Below are 16481 nucleotides of genomic sequence, written 5' to 3' on the forward strand. Positions count from 1 at the left end.
GTGTTTTGTTCAGAATCGCCATTTTATTTTGATAGTTGTCGTGGTTGACTTATTATCTCAAAAATAAAGCTTTTCTCCTCAGATTTTTCTTCTTAATTTGTTACCCATGTTTGATGGGTTCCCTAATTTTTTATAGTAAGTAAAATTATGTATAACAAAACTAACCATATTTAATATGATAAAAGTGATTTGCAAAAAATTAGTTTCACACTAAAAATTAAAGTTCTCTTCTCTTCTACTTAGAAAAGAAAAGAGCATTTTTGTACAATTTTAATTTAAGAAACATTAACAGTTTTTAACTCTCAACCTGTGTAAGCTTCTTAGGCCAGGCATTTATTACAGCTTTTATCAATGAAGCTAAAGGAATAGCAAAAAATACCCCCCAAACTCCCCACATACCACCAAAAATCAATACAGCAGCGATAATAATGACGGGATGTAAATCTACAGCATCAGAAAATAGTAACGGTACTAATACATTTCCATCAATCGCTTGGATAATACCGTAACCCAACAACAAGTAACCAAATTCAGGGCTGATACCCCACTGAAAAAAAGCAACAAGCACAATTGGTAGGGTGACTAGTGTTGCTCCTAAAAATGGAATAAGGACACTGATGCCAGTTAATACTCCGAGTAGAACTGCGTATTGCAGGCCCATGATGGCAAAGAAAATGTAACTTGCAACACCTACTGCTACTAACTCTATGATTTTACCACGAATATAATTAAATAGTTGCTGATGCATCTCTGACCAAACCTGCCCTGCAAGTTGTCGGTTACTTGGAAAAAATCGTTTACTGCCAGCAATCAAAGATTGTTTATCTTTTAAGAAAAAGAATACAAGCAGTGGGACTAAAATAGCATAAACCATCAACACCAAAATAGATGCTGAAACCCCTAATAGTTGTTTAGCTAAGTCAAATAAATGCTGAGTATCAACCATTGATTGAGTTTCAGAAACTAAAGCGTTTAATTGATCAATACTTATGTATTCGGGGTACTTTTCTGCAAGCTCTTTTAAAATTACCATCCCTTTATCAATCATTTCTGGTAACTCAGAGATTAAAGCACTTCCCTGCTTCCAAACGCTTGGAATTACACCTAATACGACCATAAGCATTAGGCCGATAAAACACAAAACAACGATGCTCGTGCCAAATGTTCTATTAATGCCAAAGCGTTGCATCTGATTTACTGGCCATTCAAGTAAAAAAGCCAAAACCAGTGCAACGATTAAAGGAGCTAGAATTCCAGCAGCGAAATAGACTAAGAAAAAGATAGAAGCAATAATAAGAATTAAAGTAACAGCTTGAGGATCACTAAACCTGTCTTTGTACCAATTTGATAATAATGTGTACATATTAGCGTTGTTCTCTATTTGATTTTGCAACAATAAGCTCAAGTAATTCAGAGGAATTGCTTACTTCCTGAACAAAGTAACCTTCTTTGATCAAATACTTGGGAACATCGTGCCTAGAATTACGGTCAGATAATAAAACCTGCAATTTTTCGCCTTCCGGTAATGTTTTTAGTGCTAATTTGGTTTTTACTAATGGTAAAGGACAGCGAAAATTGGTTAAATCAATACAAAGCATAGTCAGACTGCTCAATGATTGTTAATACTATTATCCTAAGTTGTAGCAGAAACCACAAGCTAGTATGTAAATATCATTAAAATAAATTATAGGCCTAATTTGAAAACACATGCATTCAAGAAGCTATTCAAGCCTTTATTGACATCCCTATCTGGTGCCTTTTTACTGATGAGTGCTGCGCATAGTTTTGCCAATACTGACCTACCAGACTTAGGAAGTGCAGCGAACAACACATTCAGTATTGATAAAGAATTAAAATACGGCGACGCATACATGAGAGTGATTCGCTCATCTGCTCCTATGCTTTATGACCCCGTACTTGAGCAATACCTAACTGAACTGGGGAATAAGTTAGTTGCCCATGCAACTGATGTCAAAACACCTTTTACCTTTTTCTTGCTTAGGAATGATGAAATCAATGCTTTCGCATTTTTCGGTGGACACGTTGGAGTTCATACAGGGCTCTTCTTAAACGCTGATAATGAAAGTGAAATTGCATCGGTGCTCGCTCACGAGATCACTCACGTTACTCAAAGACACCTAGCACGACAAGTCGAAGCATCACAAAAAGCCGGACCCGCTACTATTGCCGGTGTTTTAGGTGCCATTCTATTAACTGTTGCAGCTCCCCAAGCGGGTATAGCCGCTTTAGCGACAACACAAGCTTTAGCTACTCAGGCAAAAATTAATTACACTCGAAGCTTCGAAAAAGAGGCCGATAGAATTGGTACAAAAGTGATGGTTGATGCCGGTTTTGATCCCGAAGCCGCTTATACTTTTTTCAATAAATTAGCGGCTAAGTATCGTTTTACAACCAAACTACCTGAAATGCTGTTAACTCACCCACTCCCAGAGTCACGTATCTCAGAGGCAAGAAACCGTGCCGCACTTTATCCACATCGCTATATACCAGATGATATTAATTTCCAATTAGCTAAAGCTCGAATTCAAGTTCGTTTTTCAAGCTATAACCCACAACAAGCATTGGGCATGTTTGACAATCAGCTTAAAAAGGAAACGTTTGCTTTTAAGGATGCTGCGCTCTACGGCAAAGCACTTGCTCTCTTTCGTTTGGAGGAGTTTAAGCCTGCCACTAAGATCATTGATGAATTGCTAAAAAAAGATCCTGAGAATTTGTTTTATATAGATACAAAAACAGATTTATTACTTGAAGCCGGTGAATACGATAAAGCCGTTGTAATGCTTAATGAACAGCTAAAATTAAAACCAACGTCACAAGTTATCAATATCAATTTAGCTAATGCGTATATTGAAGAAGGTAAGCCACAAAAAGCGATACCACTTTTGCAAGAGTCTATTTATTTAGATAAACAGAATGTATTAGCCTATCAATTATTATTTGATGCTTATCATAAAGAAGGTCAGTCTGCGTTAGAGCATTACACAAAAGCAGAGTTACTTGCTCTTTCAGCTAATTATAAAGGTGCGATAGATCAATTGAACTATGCTCATCAAAAGACAAAAAACAACTCACTTCAGTTAGCTCGAATTGAAGCTAAGATCAGGCAATTTAAACGAGCTGAAAGAGACCTTGATGAATTAAAGTAGGTAGCTATATTAGATTTAGCTATCTACCTCACAGTTTGATAAAATTTAAAGATATAAAAAATATAGGTTATTGAATAATGACAAAAGCAACCATCTACCATAATCCTAGATGCTCTAAGAGTCGCCAAACACTTGCGCTATTAGAAGAAAACAACTGTGAAGTCACCATTGTGGAATACTTAAAAGTGGCACCTAGTTCAAGTGACATAAAAAAACTACTTGAGCTGCTTAATTTCGCCCCTAGAGAGATGATGCGTACGAAAGAAGACGAATATAAGGCGCAGAACTTATCGGATGTAAATAAAACAAGCGAAGACCTTGTCAACGCGATGGTTGAAACACCGAAACTCATTGAAAGACCCATTGTACTGGCTAACGGTAAAGCTGTCATTGGTCGCCCACCAGAAAATGTATTAGACATTATTTAACGAGACAAAGATGCAGACTCAAACTTTACTCAAGTTAAACCAGATTGGTTACTTAGCTTTACTGCTTCTGCTAGGAGGCTACTTTGTTCAATTGGGACTCAATGGCACCTACAGCTGGATTTTCTCTTTGCTGTGGATTGTGCCGCTGCTATTCCCGATAAGAGGCATCATAAAAGGTAAGCCATACACCTTTGCTTGGGCCAGTTTTATTTTATGCCTTTATTTATTGCATAGCTTTACTTTGCTCTATGTTGAGGACAGTATTCGAGCATTCTCAATTGTTGAATCAGTCTTATTAATGGGGCTTTTAATCGGATTCTCTTATTATGCACGCTTGAGAGGCAGAGAATTAGGGCTTGGATTAAAGAAAAAAAAGAAAGACTGATTTAGTTCTACTCTTCTAATGTAAAAAGCCCTGACTTAAAAATCAGGGCTTTTTGAATTCACAATGGAAATAAATCTATTGATTATGGTTCTTGACGTGTAGCTGCCACTACGATTTCACGAATACAAACACTTTGTGGTTGTTGGAAAGCAAATAATGTTGCTTCAGCAATTGTCTCAGGGTGAATAGCACCGCCCATTGACCCTTTCCAATCTTCATAACCAGCGACGATGTCTTTATTTGTGGTATGCCCAAGTAATTCAGTTTCAACAGCACCTGGGGCAATTGTTACCATACGAACGTCAAATGGAGCAACTTCTTCACGAATATTTTCAGTTAATGCGTGTACCGCAAATTTAGTTCTACAATAAGCAGCATGAGCACCAAACGTTTTACGACCAGCAATAGAGCTGATGTTGATGATAGTACCGTTTCGACGTTCTTTCATGTCAGCTAAAACTGAGTGAATTCCGTTAAGAACTCCCATCACGTTAACGTCCATCATTTTTTTCCATTCAGCAGGATCTTGCACATCAGCTTGACCAAGCAACATGACACCGGCGTTATTGACTAAACCACCTACTGGTCCAAACTTAGCTTCGGCTTTTTTAATGGCAGCAGTCATTGCAACACGATCAGTAACGTCTACTTTTGCAAGCATAGAGTTTTCTAGACCAAGTTCTTCCATTTTTTCTATACGACGTGCAAGAAGAAGTAATGGGTGGCCAGCATTGTTAAAAGCTTTTGCAATAGCAGCACCAATACCAGAAGATCCACCTGTAATAACTACTAACTCTTTAGTTTTCAAATCTGTCATTAGATTTGCCTATATTTGTTAATCAATTGAAATATCTTTTAATATCGCTTAGTTGAAGCAATATTAAGGAAAGTAGGCTTAGTATAAGTAGCAGAAAAACAATTGAAAAATACTAATTACAGCTAGATATGATAGGCTGAGCCTATTGATAGAGTTATAAACACAGTATATACCCATATATGGTTGATTTAAGATTATTACGCTTTTTTATCGCAATTTTTGAAGAAAACAACATCACAGCAGCAGCAAAAAGGTGCCACGTAAGTCAACCATCGCTTTCTGCAGGGCTTAAACAGTTAGAAGAACAACTCGGTGGCAAACTGTTTGAGCGAAGTAAAAAAGGCGTAAAAGCATTAGATAATGCTCAATACCTATATCCTCTTGCTTTAAAATTAGTTGAAGAAGCAAAAGAGCTTCCTGGCTTATTCAAACAGAAAGCAAACAGAGTTAAGTTTCAGTTAGCTGTGATGCCGGATTTAAGTCAACGCAGGCTTTCGAAAGTACTCACCACGTGTAACGAAGCCATTGAACACTTAGATCTAGAATTAGTTGAGTTATCATCACAAGCAGATGCTAGGCTAATCATTGAAGAATTAAAATATGAGGATGAAATATTCATTCCACTCTGGGAAGAAGATTATGTTCTGTGTGTGCCTTCAAACCACACGCTTACAAACGAAGAACTGGTAACCCCTGAAAAACTGCACGGTTACCCGTTTATAGAGTGCCCACCTTGTAAAGCTCACCAACAGACCATCGGCTTATTGGCTTGCAATCATATATCTTTAAACTTAGTCGCTAAAGCATCTTCAAAATCATTAGTGCAATCTTTAGTGCTCGGTGGTTTTGGAATCAGTTTTTTGCCAGATGGACTTATTGAAGATGAACCAAGACTAGCGAAAGTAAATTATGATGGCCCGAGAATGTTCAGAAGAATTGGATTGTGTTATCCCGCTCATCAAAGCATTGCGCCAAGTTTAGCTGCGATAATAAGAAGTCTTTCGAGTAAATACAGTTAAGTGTTATTTTACGTTTAATAAATAAAAGCCACTCAATTGAGTGGCTTTTATTATTTTCACTTTACTTGCCAGCGTTAGATTTCTCTACGCGGCTTTTAAGTTTTTGCCCAGGTCGAAATGTTACCACACGGCGAGCCGAAATTGGTATATCTTCACCAGTTTTTGGATTCCTTCCCGGTCTTTGATTCTTATCCCTAAGGTCAAAATTGCCAAAGCCAGATAGCTTGACTTGCTCACCACTTTCGAGAGCTCCACGAATTTCTTCAAAGAACAACTCAACCATCTCTTTGGCTAGTCGCTTGTTAATACCAAGCTCTTCAAAAAGATGTTCTGCCATTTCGGCTTTGGTAAGTGCCATAACTTTAATCCCTCAACGATGCGTTGAACTCAGTCTTAAGAACTGAAACTATAGAGTCAACTTGCTCCATAATTTCTTTTTCTTCTAATGTACGTGTTTTGTCTTGTAATGTAAGTGCAATAGCTAAGCTTTTCTTGCCTTGCTCAACACCTTTGCCCCGATATACATCGAACAAGTTTATGCCAACTAGCTGATTATCGCCACTTTTTCTTATGGAAGCGATGATATCCCCAGCAGAAATATTTTCATCGACAACGACTGCGATATCACGTCTGTTTGCAGGAAACTTAGAAACAGTTTCTGCTATTGGTAACTTAACATGTAACAAGGCATCCAATTCTACCTCAAAAACAATGGTTTTGCCGTTTAATCCAAACGGTTTTTCCAAATTAGGGTGAATTGCACCAATATAACCAATTACTCGATCATTTCTCAAAATTTCAGCACATTGCCCTGGATGAAGAGCAGGATGCTGACCAGCATTAAAAGTAAATTCTGAAGCTGCTGCTGTCAACCCCATAATTGCTTCTAAATCACCTTTAAGATCGAAGAAATCAACGGTTTTAGCTTCCATTGACCAATGTTCGTCCACATTAGTACCAGAAATAACGCCACCAATCATCGAATCTTGACGAACGCCTGACTCTGCTGTGTTATCAGGAACAAAGCGTAATCCTGTTTCAAATAAGCGGACACGCCCTTGCTGACGCTTTTGATTATAAGCAAGCGTAGTCAACAGACCTGTAAACATAGATAAACGCATCACCGACATTTCAGTTGAAATCGGATGCGGCAATATCATCGTCTTTTGCTCAGGGTGAATTAACTGCTGAAGCTTAGGATCAACAAAACTATATGTTATCGCTTCTTGGAATCCTCGTGCGATCAAAGTTTGACGAACTTTACGAACAGATAAGTCAGATTCTTTATGGTCTGACATAACCAAACTTGCTTGTGGCGCAATGTTTGGAATATTGTTATAACCATAAATTCTTGCTACTTCTTCGATCAGATCTTCTTCGATTGCCATATCAAAGCGATAGGTTCGAGTAATAACTGACCAGCCACCTTCACTTACTTGAACATCAAAACCAAGCATAGTAAGAATTTCAACAACATCTTCATCACTAATAAAATGACCTAAACGACCATCAAGCTTGTTACGGCGTAAAGTAATTGTTTTCTCTTGTGGAAGGTTTTCTTCAGCAACGGCTTCTACAACATCACCTGCTTGGCCACCACAAATATCAAGAATTAAGCGTGTTGCTCTATCCATTACTTTATGCTGAATTTGTGGGTCTACACCACGTTCAAAGCGATGTGAGGCATCAGTATGTAAGCCATGAATACGAGCCTTACCACGGATAACTGAAGGTGCAAAGAACGCACACTCAAGAACGATATCTGTTGAAGATTCATTAACACCTGATTCTTCACCACCGAAGATACCTGCTAGTGCAAGAGTTTTGCTCTTATCTGCAATGACTAACGTATCAGCTGGAACCGTAATCTCGTTACCGTCTAACAAGGTTAGCTTTTCTTCGCCGTTCCCCATACGAACTTCAATTGCACCATCAATCTTCGATGCATCAAACGCATGCATTGGTTGACCGTATTCAAGAAGCACATAGTTAGTAACATCGACGATAGGATCGATTGAACGAATCCCACTGCGGCGTAACTTTTCTTGCATCCACAATGGTGATGCGGCTTTCACGTCGACACCCTTCACTATACGTGAAAGGTAACGAGGACAAGCTGCCGAATCCGTCAGCTGTACGTCAACTTTATCAGCAATGCTTGAGTCAGCTTTTTCCCAAGTTGGCTCTATTGCCTGCATACGATTAAGAACAGCAACTTCACGAGCTAAGCCGACCATACCGAGACAATCTGCACGGTTTGCCGTCAAATCCACGTCAATAATGGCATCGTCTAAATCCAAATATTCACGAATATCTGTGCCAACGGATGCATCAAGAGGTAGCTCAATAATGCCATCGCTTTCAATATCGATACCTAATTCTGAATAAGAACAAAGCATACCATGAGAAGGAACGCCACGAAGCTTGGCCTTCTTGATTTTGAAATCACCTGGTAGTTTCGCACCAACAACAGCAACTGCGACTTTAATACCTAAACGACAATTCGGTGCACCACAAACGATATCAAGCAGTTCTTCACTACCTACATTGATTTTTGTAACACGCAACTTATCTGCATCAGGATGTTGACCACACTCGACAACTTCACCGACGACTACACCAGAAAAATTAGCAGCAACTGGCTCAACACCATCAACCTCTAACCCTGCCATGGTGATCTGTTCTGAAAGCGCTTCACGAGAAATTTCTGGGTTTACCCACTCACGAAGCCAAGATTCACTAAATTTCATTGTTAATTTGCTCCGTTATTTGAATTGCTTAAGGAAACGTAAGTCATTTTCGAAAAATGAACGTAAATCATTTACGCCATAACGAAGCATAGATAAGCGCTCTACGCCCATACCAAATGCAAATCCTGTATATTCTTCTGGATCATAACCTACGCTTCGCAGTACATTCGGATGCACCATGCCACAGCCTAAAACTTCTAACCAGCCATTCTCACCTTTAACATCAACTTCTGCTGATGGTTCAGTGAACGGGAAATAAGAAGGACGGAAACGAACTTCTAAATCTTCTTCGAAAAAATTACGAAGAAAATCATGCAAGATACCTTTAAGCTCAGCAAAGTTAACTTTTTTATCGATCATCAAACCTTCAACCTGATGAAACATCGGTGTATGAGTTTGATCGTAATCATTACGGTATACGCGACCTGGGGAGATAATTCGTAACGGAGGATCTTTCTTTTCCATTGTTCGAATTTGAACACCTGAAGTTTGAGTTCTAAGAACTAACTTAGGATTAAAATAAAATGTATCGTGATCTGCTCGAGCTGGATGATCATCAGGAATGTTTAACGAATCGAAGTTATGAAAGTCATCTTCAATTTCTGGGCCCTTCTCCACTTGGAAACCAAGCTCACCAAAAAAGTCCTCGATGCGTTCAATAGTTCGAGTGACTGGATGTAAACCACCAAGTTCGGTTACACGGCCAGGAAGTGTCACATCAACTTGCTCAGTCTTCAGCTTTTCTTCTAGTTCGGCAAGTTTCATCCCTTCAATTTTAGCGTTTAACGCTTTTTGAACGGTTTGCTTAGCATCATTAACTTTTTGTCCAAATGCAGGTTTTTCTTCCGCACTTAAAGTAGCCATCATACGCATCATTGCCGTAATCTGACCTTTTTTACCCAAATAATCTACTCGGATATCATCTAGTGCTTTTAAATCACTAGTTTGCTCTATTACTTCTAAAGCATTAGATACAATGTCGTTTAGTTGTTGCATTTTAATTTCCACTGCATGTTGGAAAAACCACAGAATTCTAAATAAGAGAATTTATCTTATGAATTTTGAAGCTATGAATTCGCTACACAATCAAGAATAAAAAAGACGGAAATTTTACGCTAATGCACTTGGTTTTTCTAGAGTAAATTGATTTATATAAGAGATAAAAGCTCAATTTAAGTCAATAAATCACTCGTTACAGGATTCGATCCCATATAAGTTGATTGTCATCACGTTATTACAATTTTATAGTCAAAATGACTTACAACCACTGGCCTGTAAAATGATCAAGATGTAAAATGTCGATAACAATTTTTCAACGGAAGATAAAATTTCAGCAATTGATATTTAATTGCTTAAGTCGGAGGTTCTCGAGCCGATATGATATTTGGGGTCACTCATAAAAAGTGCTACTAAAAGGCATAAGAGTATAATTATGAAAGAAGTAAAATTTCGTTGGATCGATAAGTATTTGATTCAAACAACAATAAGACAAAAGTTTATAATCCTAGCAACCATCTCTATCTTAGCATTAGTTTTTTTGGCTTTTGCATCTCACTATGAGTTAGAGAAGATATCAGGAGAATTCAATAAATATGCAAGTACTCAAAGCGCCCAGCAAAAGCAACAAATTGTTGATGCCGCTTTAGACTATATCCCAACAAACCAAAGAGATAATTTTCTTTCTTCTATTTCGATGCATCAGACTTCTTCAATGAAGCAAGTGGACGAGATCATAAAAGAAGACCAAAAGGTTATTTATATTATAACCGCTGGCTTACTATTCCTTGTTTGGATGGCTACGTATTATATTTCGACCTTCATCCGTGGTGCTTTATATACTACAGTGATGGCATTAGAACGTGCTGCTGGTGGTGATTTAACCAATCGCCTTAACTTTTTTAAAGTACCAGATGAATTTAGCCATTTAGCCATCAGTATTGATACTTTGGTTGATAGGCAGCATCAATTAGTCAAACAAATCATTCAATCAACTGATCAAATTCGTAATGTCGTCAACGAATTTCGTGGAAATGCGGGCCAAGGCCAAGAATTAGCTGTAAATCAAAGGCAACACCTTGATTCACTTGCTACAGCGATGGAAGAGATGACCGCAGCAGTTAAAGAAGTTTCCCGAAACGCTGAAGTATCTTCAATGGAAACACAAGAAGCGAATAATCAGGTTACGGTTGGTTCCAGAGATATCGAAAACACGGTTAAAGTTATTGGTACTTTAGCATCGGATATTTCAAATGCCTCTGACGCCGTGAATGAATTAAATGACAATGCATCACGCATTGATGAAGTTGTGACAACGATTAATGCAATTTCAGAACAAACTAATCTGCTCGCTCTTAACGCTGCAATTGAGGCTGCACGAGCAGGCGAGCAAGGGCGAGGATTTGCTGTTGTTGCAGATGAAGTTAGAACACTTGCTGGCCGCACTCAGGATGCCACTGTAGAGATAAAAAGCATGATCGAATCTCTCCAATCTGGCGCAAGTGCCCTAACTCAAGTAATGTCGAGAACCGTTGAACAAGCTGAGCAAGGTAAATCTCACGTAATGAAAACCGGTGATGATTTACGAAATATCTCAAATCATAGCGACAAAGTACTAGATATGAGTGTTCAAATTGCAAGCTCCGCTGAGCAGCAATCTGCCGTTGCAAACGAAATAGCTGGTAATTTAATGGAAATCCGCAATCAATCTCATAATGTGGAAGAATCAGCTAACAATGCAGTTTCAGGTTGTGATGAGTTACACGCGACTGCCGAGCAACTTGATCAACTATTGGTTGGTTTAAAGGTCTAGGATTCAACTAACTTACAATTTTTAATGGGCACCATTCGGTGCCTTTTTTATTGCCTATAATAAAACCATTATGTGTAAACACGGATGTTTATATGAAAAGGTGTATTTTTCAATTCTCACTATTTTTTTCTTTCCTTGCCGTATTTAATTATGCAAACAGTTCTGATTGCTTTGATAGGAACCAACTCTCCCACACACTTCAGGTTGATACTCATTTACATACACAACCGTTTAATAATGAAGCTATGCCAACCGATAAACTCATGAGCATTCTTAATAAAGCCGGCATTAAGTACGTCAATGCTTATGGGATCGGACAAACATTTGCAGTTAAAACTGCTTGTAAGCATTACCTAGACTGCCCAAATACGCCAATTAAGCCAAGTTGGGTAAATGATTTTCGAAACTTAAAAGCGTTTACAAAACACAAGTATAAAAACATAGTCACAAAACTTTCGATGAGTTTTCCTGATTTGGCCAATCCAGAGAACATTTTACAGCGGGTTATTTATATCCAAAATAAGTATCCGAATAAATTTAAGTGGGTCGGCGAAGTAAACCTAATCCAACACGCTTTACTCAGTAACGCTCACGAACCAGCAACAATAAGTGACATTAATAATTGGCAACCATTCATGGCATATTTAAGAACTCATAATCTCCCACTTACTTTGCATGCCGACATCGGTTTAAACGATTCTCCCTTTGAATATATTCATCTAATGCGGCATGTGCTAGAGCGATATCCTGATAATAAAATTGTATGGGCTCATATGGGATTGTCTACTGAGCAAAGTAAGATAGATACCAAGAATCATATTGGGCTTATGAACAGTTTTTTAAAAAACCACCCTAACCTTACGCTTGACATTTCATCGACTGTTTTAGAAGAAAACTTTTTTAGTCGAGACAGAACTCGCTATGTTGCTTTAATCAATAAGTACCCTTCACAATTTATCAATGGCACCGATTTTCTAGCATATGAAAATTTTGATTTTGAAGACTATGATCACACTTTGAAAACTGTGAGTGAAATACACAAATACATAAATGATGAAGCATTTAGAAATATAGCTTTAGGACAAAACTACTTTAATTTACTGGGCTTACAGCAACAAACACCTAGAATATGTAAAAGCTAAAACGAACAAAGCCTCGGTAAACCGAGGCTTTGAGAGCAGTACAAAATAACTTAAGCGATTAAGCTAAAGCTTCTTTTGCTTTTCCAACTAAAGTTGCGAAAACAACTTTGTCATATACTGCAATGTCTGCCAAAATCTTACGATCGATTTCGATAGACGCCTTCTTCAGACCGTTGATGAAACGGCTGTATGAAAGACCATTTTGACGAGCTGCCGCATTGATACGTGCAATCCAAAGTTGACGGAATTGACGTTTCTTTTGACGACGGTCACGGTATGCATATTGACCCGCTTTAGTTACTGCTTGTACCGCTACGCGATATACGCGAGAACGAGCACCATAATAACCTTTGGCAAGTTTTAATACTTTCTTGTGACGAGCACGAGCGGTTACACCACGCTTAACTCTTGGCATTTTCTATATCTCCTAAATTAAGCGTAAGGTAATTGACGCGCGATTGCTGGAACGTCAGACTTGGCAACTAAACACTTAGCACGTAAATGACGTTTACGCTTAGTGCTTTTCTTAGTCAGAATGTGACGAAGGTGAGCTTGCTTACGCTTGAAACCATTAGCAGTTTTCTTAAAGCGTTTAGCAACACCCTTATCTGTTTTCATTTTAGGCATTTCTAAAACTCCGCATTGGGATAGTTAATTAAATAGCAAGGCGAAGTAAGGCTCTATTGAACCTTACTTACTTTTTAATAAGCCCGACTTATTTCTTTTTAGGCGCTAGCACCATAACAGCTTGACGACCTTCCATTTTCGGGAAAGACTCCACGACTGCTATTTCTTCCAAATCTGCTTTAATACGGTTCAATAGAGCCATACCAATGCTTTGGTGTGCCATTTCGCGGCCACGGAAACGCAGCGTTACTTTCGCTTTGTCACCATCGCTTAGAAAACGATTCAGGTTGCGTAGTTTTACCTGATAATCGTTTTCATCAGTTCCAGGTCTGAATTTTACTTCTTTAACCTGAACCTGCTTTTGCTTCTTCTTTTGTTCCTTTTGAGCTTTCGCTTTATCAAAAAGGAACTTTCCGTAGTCCATTATCCGACATACTGGGGGCTCAGCGTTCGGGCTGATTTCAACAAGATCTAAAACTGCTTCATCCGCCTTACTTTGTGCGTCACGAATGGTCATGATACCATGTTGTTCGCCTTCAGCACCATTTAAACGTACTTCAGATACGCCGGTAATTTCATCATTGATTCTATTGGGAGCGGTATTACGCCCACCATCTCTTTTGCCTTTTATGACCTAGTCCTCCAACAAATTTAGACTACGGAACGAAATCTGTTCACGGATTTTAGCTGCAAACGTATCAATACTCAGTTTGCCTAAATCTTTTCCGTCCCGTGTTCGCACAGCGACTTCCCTATTTTCCATCTCTTGATCACCAACGACCAATAAATAAGGGACACGTCTTAAAGTGTGCTCGCGTATTTTAAAGCCAATCTTCTCGTTTCTCAAGTCTTTAACTGCACGAATTCCCTGCTTCTTGAATATATTGACTACTTCTTCAACATAATCAGCGTGCTTATCGGTAATATTCATCACAACAGCTTGAGCTGGAGCTAACCAAGTTGGGAAGCGACCAGCGTATTCTTCGATAAGAATACCTAAGAAACGTTCTAGTGAACCCAGAATAGCGCGATGAATCATTACTGGAGTCTGGCGACTGTTGTCTTCTGCAACATAAGTTGCACCTAAACGATTCGGTAGCGCATAATCGAGTTGCACTGTACCACATTGCCATGCACGATCTAAACAATCATGCAAAGTAAATTCGATTTTTGGGCCATAGAAAGCACCTTCGCCATCTAAAATCTCATATTCGATTTCATTTGATGCCAAAGCTTGCTTCAAAGCTTCTTCTGCTCTATCCCACATATCGTCGTCACCAATACGCTTTTCAGGGCGAGTTGATAACTTAACAACGATATTTTCAAATCCAAAAGTAGCGTAAGTATCGTATACCATTTTGATACACTTAATCACTTCGTCTTGAACTTGGTTTTCAGTACAAAATACGTGCGCATCATCTTGAGTAAAGCCACGGACACGCATCAGTCCATGTAGTGAACCTGAAGGTTCATTACGGTGACAACACCCAAACTCAGCCATACGCAATGGAAGATCACGGTATGACTTCAAACCTTGGTTAAAGATTTGAACATGACCAGGACAGTTCATTGGTTTTAGCGCATAATCACGAGCTTCGCTGTGAGTCGTGAACATAGCTTCTGAATATTTGTCCCAGTGACCTGAACGCTCCCACAATACTCTGTCCATGATTAATGGACCTTTTACTTCTTGATAATCGTAATCAACAAGCTTGGTGCGAACAAAGGTTTCTAGTTCACGGAAAATGCTCCAACCATCATTATGCCAAAACACCATACCAGGTGCTTCTTCTTGCATATGGTAAAGATCGAGCTGCTTACCGATTTTACGATGATCACGCTTTGACGCTTCTTCAAGGCGGTTCAAATATGACTTAAGCTGCTTTTTGTCAGCCCAAGCTGTACCGTAAACACGCTGAAGCATCTTATTCGACGAATCACCACGCCAGTATGCACCAGCAACATTCATTAACTTAAAATGCTGACAAAAACGCATATTGGGTACATGAGGTCCACGGCACATATCCGTATATTCTTCATGATGATATAAAGCTGGTGTTGCCGATTTCTCGATGTTTTCATCAAGAATTTGCATTTTGTAAGTTTCACCACGAGCTTCAAACGCATCATATGCGTCTTGCCAGCTACCGACTTTTTTAATTACATTGTAATTTGTCTTGGCAAGCTCAAGCATACGCTTTTCAAGCTTATCAATATCTTCTTGAGTCAATTTATGCTCAAGATCAATATCGTAGTAAAAACCTTTATCAATAACTGGTCCAATTGCCATTTTGACATCTGGCCATAGTTGCTTGATAGCATGACCTAATAAATGCGCACAGGAGTGACGCAAAATTTCTAAACCATCATCATCTTTTGCGGTGATAATAGAAAGATCAGAGTCAGACTCAATAACATCGCAAGCATCTTTAAGCTTACCGTTTACTCGGCCAGCGATACAGGCTTTAGCTAAACCTGGACCAATATCCATTGCAACGTCATAAGTAGAAACAGGTTGTGCAAACTCGCGTTTGCTACCATCAGGAAGTGTAATAACAGGCATGATAAATCCTTTCCAGTGGTGACTCATACGTAGAGCCACTTGGGTATAATATTTGAAAAATAAAAAACTGAAATGAAAGTTAGTCAGTACCAAAGCCTAAATAGTTTCATTCCAGCAGTAATAGAATAATACGGAATTGCCAAATACTAAGCAACCTAGCACTACTAAAGTTTTAATAAAAATTTGGCGGCATGGAAACTTGCTCCGGCTCTAGAAGGCGGTAACTGTGTAGTATTAAAGCCCGCAGAGCAAACGCCTGCATCGATTCTTATTCTGGTGGAACTTATTTAAGACATTTTACCTAAGGGTGTACTCAACATCGTCAATGGCTATGGCGAAGAAGTCGGCCAAGCACTCGCATTGCTAAAATCGCCTTTACGGGGTCAACACCTGTCGGTTCACACATCCTAAAATGTGCCGCTATAAATATTATCCCATCCACAGTAGAGCTTGGTGGTAAATCACCTAATATATTCTTTAACCCGATGTGTGACTAATTTTTGATAGGCATGATCATACCTTAAAATGGTAGGTTCTAACCATTCCATTGAAGGTTACGATCATGCCTATAGAAGATTTTATCATTTATGTCTACTGTTTGGTTGACGATTTTTATCAGCAAGAAATAACAACGCCCTTAAGAAGCCGTGGAAGCCCTCCAAAACTTACTGATTCTGAAGTGATTACTATGGAAATTGTCGGTGAGTGGACTGGTCATCATACTGACAAAGGAATTTGGGATTACTTCAGAGTATATTGGTCTCCTCTTTTTCC

The 16481-nt window shown here is 38.8% G+C and carries 16 protein-coding genes and 2 pseudogenes; 8 read left to right on the top strand and 10 right to left on the bottom strand.

The window, feature by feature from the left end; genetic code table 11:
• Positions 1 to 295 precede the first annotated feature (295 nt).
• Together JQC92_RS17090 and JQC92_RS17095 are read right to left on the bottom strand one after the other, a co-directional pair.
• The gene (locus tag JQC92_RS17090) at positions 296 to 1363 is read right to left on the bottom strand and encodes an AI-2E family transporter (protein WP_205000777.1); all 1068 of its coding nucleotides are present in this window, start codon (positions 1361 to 1363) and stop codon (positions 296 to 298) included.
• Position 1364: 1 nt separating this feature from the next.
• On the bottom strand, positions 1365 to 1598 hold the full coding sequence (locus tag JQC92_RS17095) for a sulfurtransferase TusA family protein (protein ID WP_129947417.1): 234 nt from the start codon (positions 1596 to 1598) through the stop codon (positions 1365 to 1367).
• 138 nt (positions 1599 to 1736) lie between these two features.
• On the opposite strand from JQC92_RS17095, the gene bepA reads away from it, so the two are divergent.
• From bepA to JQC92_RS17110, 3 genes are all read left to right on the top strand, one after another.
• The gene (gene bepA, locus JQC92_RS17100; protein WP_476739468.1) at positions 1737 to 3167 is read left to right on the top strand and encodes a beta-barrel assembly-enhancing protease; all 1431 of its coding nucleotides are present in this window, start codon (positions 1737 to 1739) and stop codon (positions 3165 to 3167) included.
• A 77-nt stretch (positions 3168 to 3244) separates the two neighbouring features.
• Positions 3245 to 3595, top strand: coding sequence for an arsenate reductase (glutaredoxin) (arsC, locus tag JQC92_RS17105; protein ID WP_129947415.1), 351 nt, complete (start codon positions 3245 to 3247; stop codon positions 3593 to 3595).
• A 10-nt stretch (positions 3596 to 3605) separates the two neighbouring features.
• Complete coding sequence (locus tag JQC92_RS17110) at positions 3606 to 3980, top strand: DUF2069 domain-containing protein (protein ID WP_205000778.1); 375 nt, start codon at positions 3606 to 3608, stop codon at positions 3978 to 3980.
• 82 nt (positions 3981 to 4062) lie between these two features.
• On the opposite strand, the gene JQC92_RS17115 is transcribed toward JQC92_RS17110, so the two are convergent.
• A complete protein-coding gene (locus JQC92_RS17115; protein WP_205000779.1) occupies positions 4063 to 4797 on the bottom strand; it encodes an SDR family oxidoreductase in 735 nt (244 codons plus the stop codon).
• 179 nt (positions 4798 to 4976) lie between these two features.
• On the opposite strand from JQC92_RS17115, the gene JQC92_RS17120 reads away from it, so the two are divergent.
• Positions 4977 to 5816 (top strand): LysR family transcriptional regulator, encoded by an 840-nt coding sequence (locus JQC92_RS17120; protein ID WP_205000780.1) that lies wholly within the window; start codon positions 4977 to 4979, stop codon positions 5814 to 5816.
• Positions 5817 to 5877: 61 nt separating this feature from the next.
• Here JQC92_RS17120 and ihfA read toward each other — a convergent pair whose 3' ends face one another.
• From ihfA to pheS, 3 genes are read right to left on the bottom strand one after another with little or no spacing between them, the layout of a single operon-like run.
• Positions 5878 to 6174 carry an integration host factor subunit alpha gene (ihfA, locus tag JQC92_RS17125; protein WP_129947411.1) on the bottom strand — a complete coding sequence of 99 codons (297 nt, stop codon included), beginning with the start codon at positions 6172 to 6174 and terminating at the stop codon, positions 5878 to 5880.
• A 4-nt stretch (positions 6175 to 6178) separates the two neighbouring features.
• Complete coding sequence (pheT, locus tag JQC92_RS17130) at positions 6179 to 8566, bottom strand: phenylalanine--tRNA ligase subunit beta (RefSeq protein ID WP_205000781.1); 2388 nt, start codon at positions 8564 to 8566, stop codon at positions 6179 to 6181.
• Between the two features lie 15 nt (positions 8567 to 8581).
• Positions 8582 to 9562: a phenylalanine--tRNA ligase subunit alpha gene (gene pheS, locus JQC92_RS17135; RefSeq protein WP_205000782.1), complete on the bottom strand. Its 981-nt coding sequence runs from the start codon at positions 9560 to 9562 to the stop codon at positions 8582 to 8584.
• Between the two features lie 436 nt (positions 9563 to 9998).
• On the opposite strand from pheS, the gene JQC92_RS17140 reads away from it, so the two are divergent.
• Together JQC92_RS17140 and JQC92_RS17145 are read left to right on the top strand one after the other, a co-directional pair.
• The gene (locus tag JQC92_RS17140; RefSeq protein ID WP_205000783.1) at positions 9999 to 11375 is read left to right on the top strand and encodes a methyl-accepting chemotaxis protein; all 1377 of its coding nucleotides are present in this window, start codon (positions 9999 to 10001) and stop codon (positions 11373 to 11375) included.
• Between the two features lie 92 nt (positions 11376 to 11467).
• On the top strand, positions 11468 to 12517 hold the full coding sequence (locus JQC92_RS17145; protein WP_205000784.1) for an amidohydrolase family protein: 1050 nt from the start codon (positions 11468 to 11470) through the stop codon (positions 12515 to 12517).
• Positions 12518 to 12575: 58 nt separating this feature from the next.
• On the opposite strand, the gene rplT is transcribed toward JQC92_RS17145, so the two are convergent.
• The 4 genes from rplT to thrS form a co-directional block, all read right to left on the bottom strand.
• Positions 12576 to 12932: a 50S ribosomal protein L20 gene (gene rplT, locus JQC92_RS17150; RefSeq protein ID WP_129947406.1), complete on the bottom strand. Its 357-nt coding sequence runs from the start codon at positions 12930 to 12932 to the stop codon at positions 12576 to 12578.
• Positions 12933 to 12949: 17 nt separating this feature from the next.
• Entirely contained in the window at positions 12950 to 13144 is a 195-nt protein-coding gene (rpmI, locus tag JQC92_RS17155; RefSeq protein WP_011496149.1) for a 50S ribosomal protein L35, read from the bottom strand.
• A gap of 88 nt (positions 13145 to 13232) precedes the next feature.
• On the bottom strand, positions 13233 to 13775 hold the full coding sequence (gene infC, locus JQC92_RS17160; RefSeq protein WP_205000786.1) for a translation initiation factor IF-3: 543 nt from the start codon (positions 13773 to 13775) through the stop codon (positions 13233 to 13235).
• 3 nt (positions 13776 to 13778) lie between these two features.
• Positions 13779 to 15707: a threonine--tRNA ligase gene (gene thrS / locus JQC92_RS17165; RefSeq protein WP_205000785.1), complete on the bottom strand. Its 1929-nt coding sequence runs from the start codon at positions 15705 to 15707 to the stop codon at positions 13779 to 13781.
• 183 nt (positions 15708 to 15890) lie between these two features.
• Here thrS and JQC92_RS17170 point away from each other — a divergent pair.
• Positions 15891 to 16201, top strand: a pseudogene (locus JQC92_RS17170) (aldehyde dehydrogenase family protein); the annotation flags it as partial.
• 68 nt (positions 16202 to 16269) lie between these two features.
• Positions 16270 to 16481, top strand: a pseudogene (locus tag JQC92_RS17175) (IS982 family transposase); the annotation flags it as partial.

Origin of the sequence: Parashewanella hymeniacidonis (genome assembly GCF_016900895.1) — a bacterium.
GTDB classification, from domain to species: Bacteria; Pseudomonadota; Gammaproteobacteria; order Enterobacterales; family Shewanellaceae; genus Parashewanella; species Parashewanella hymeniacidonis.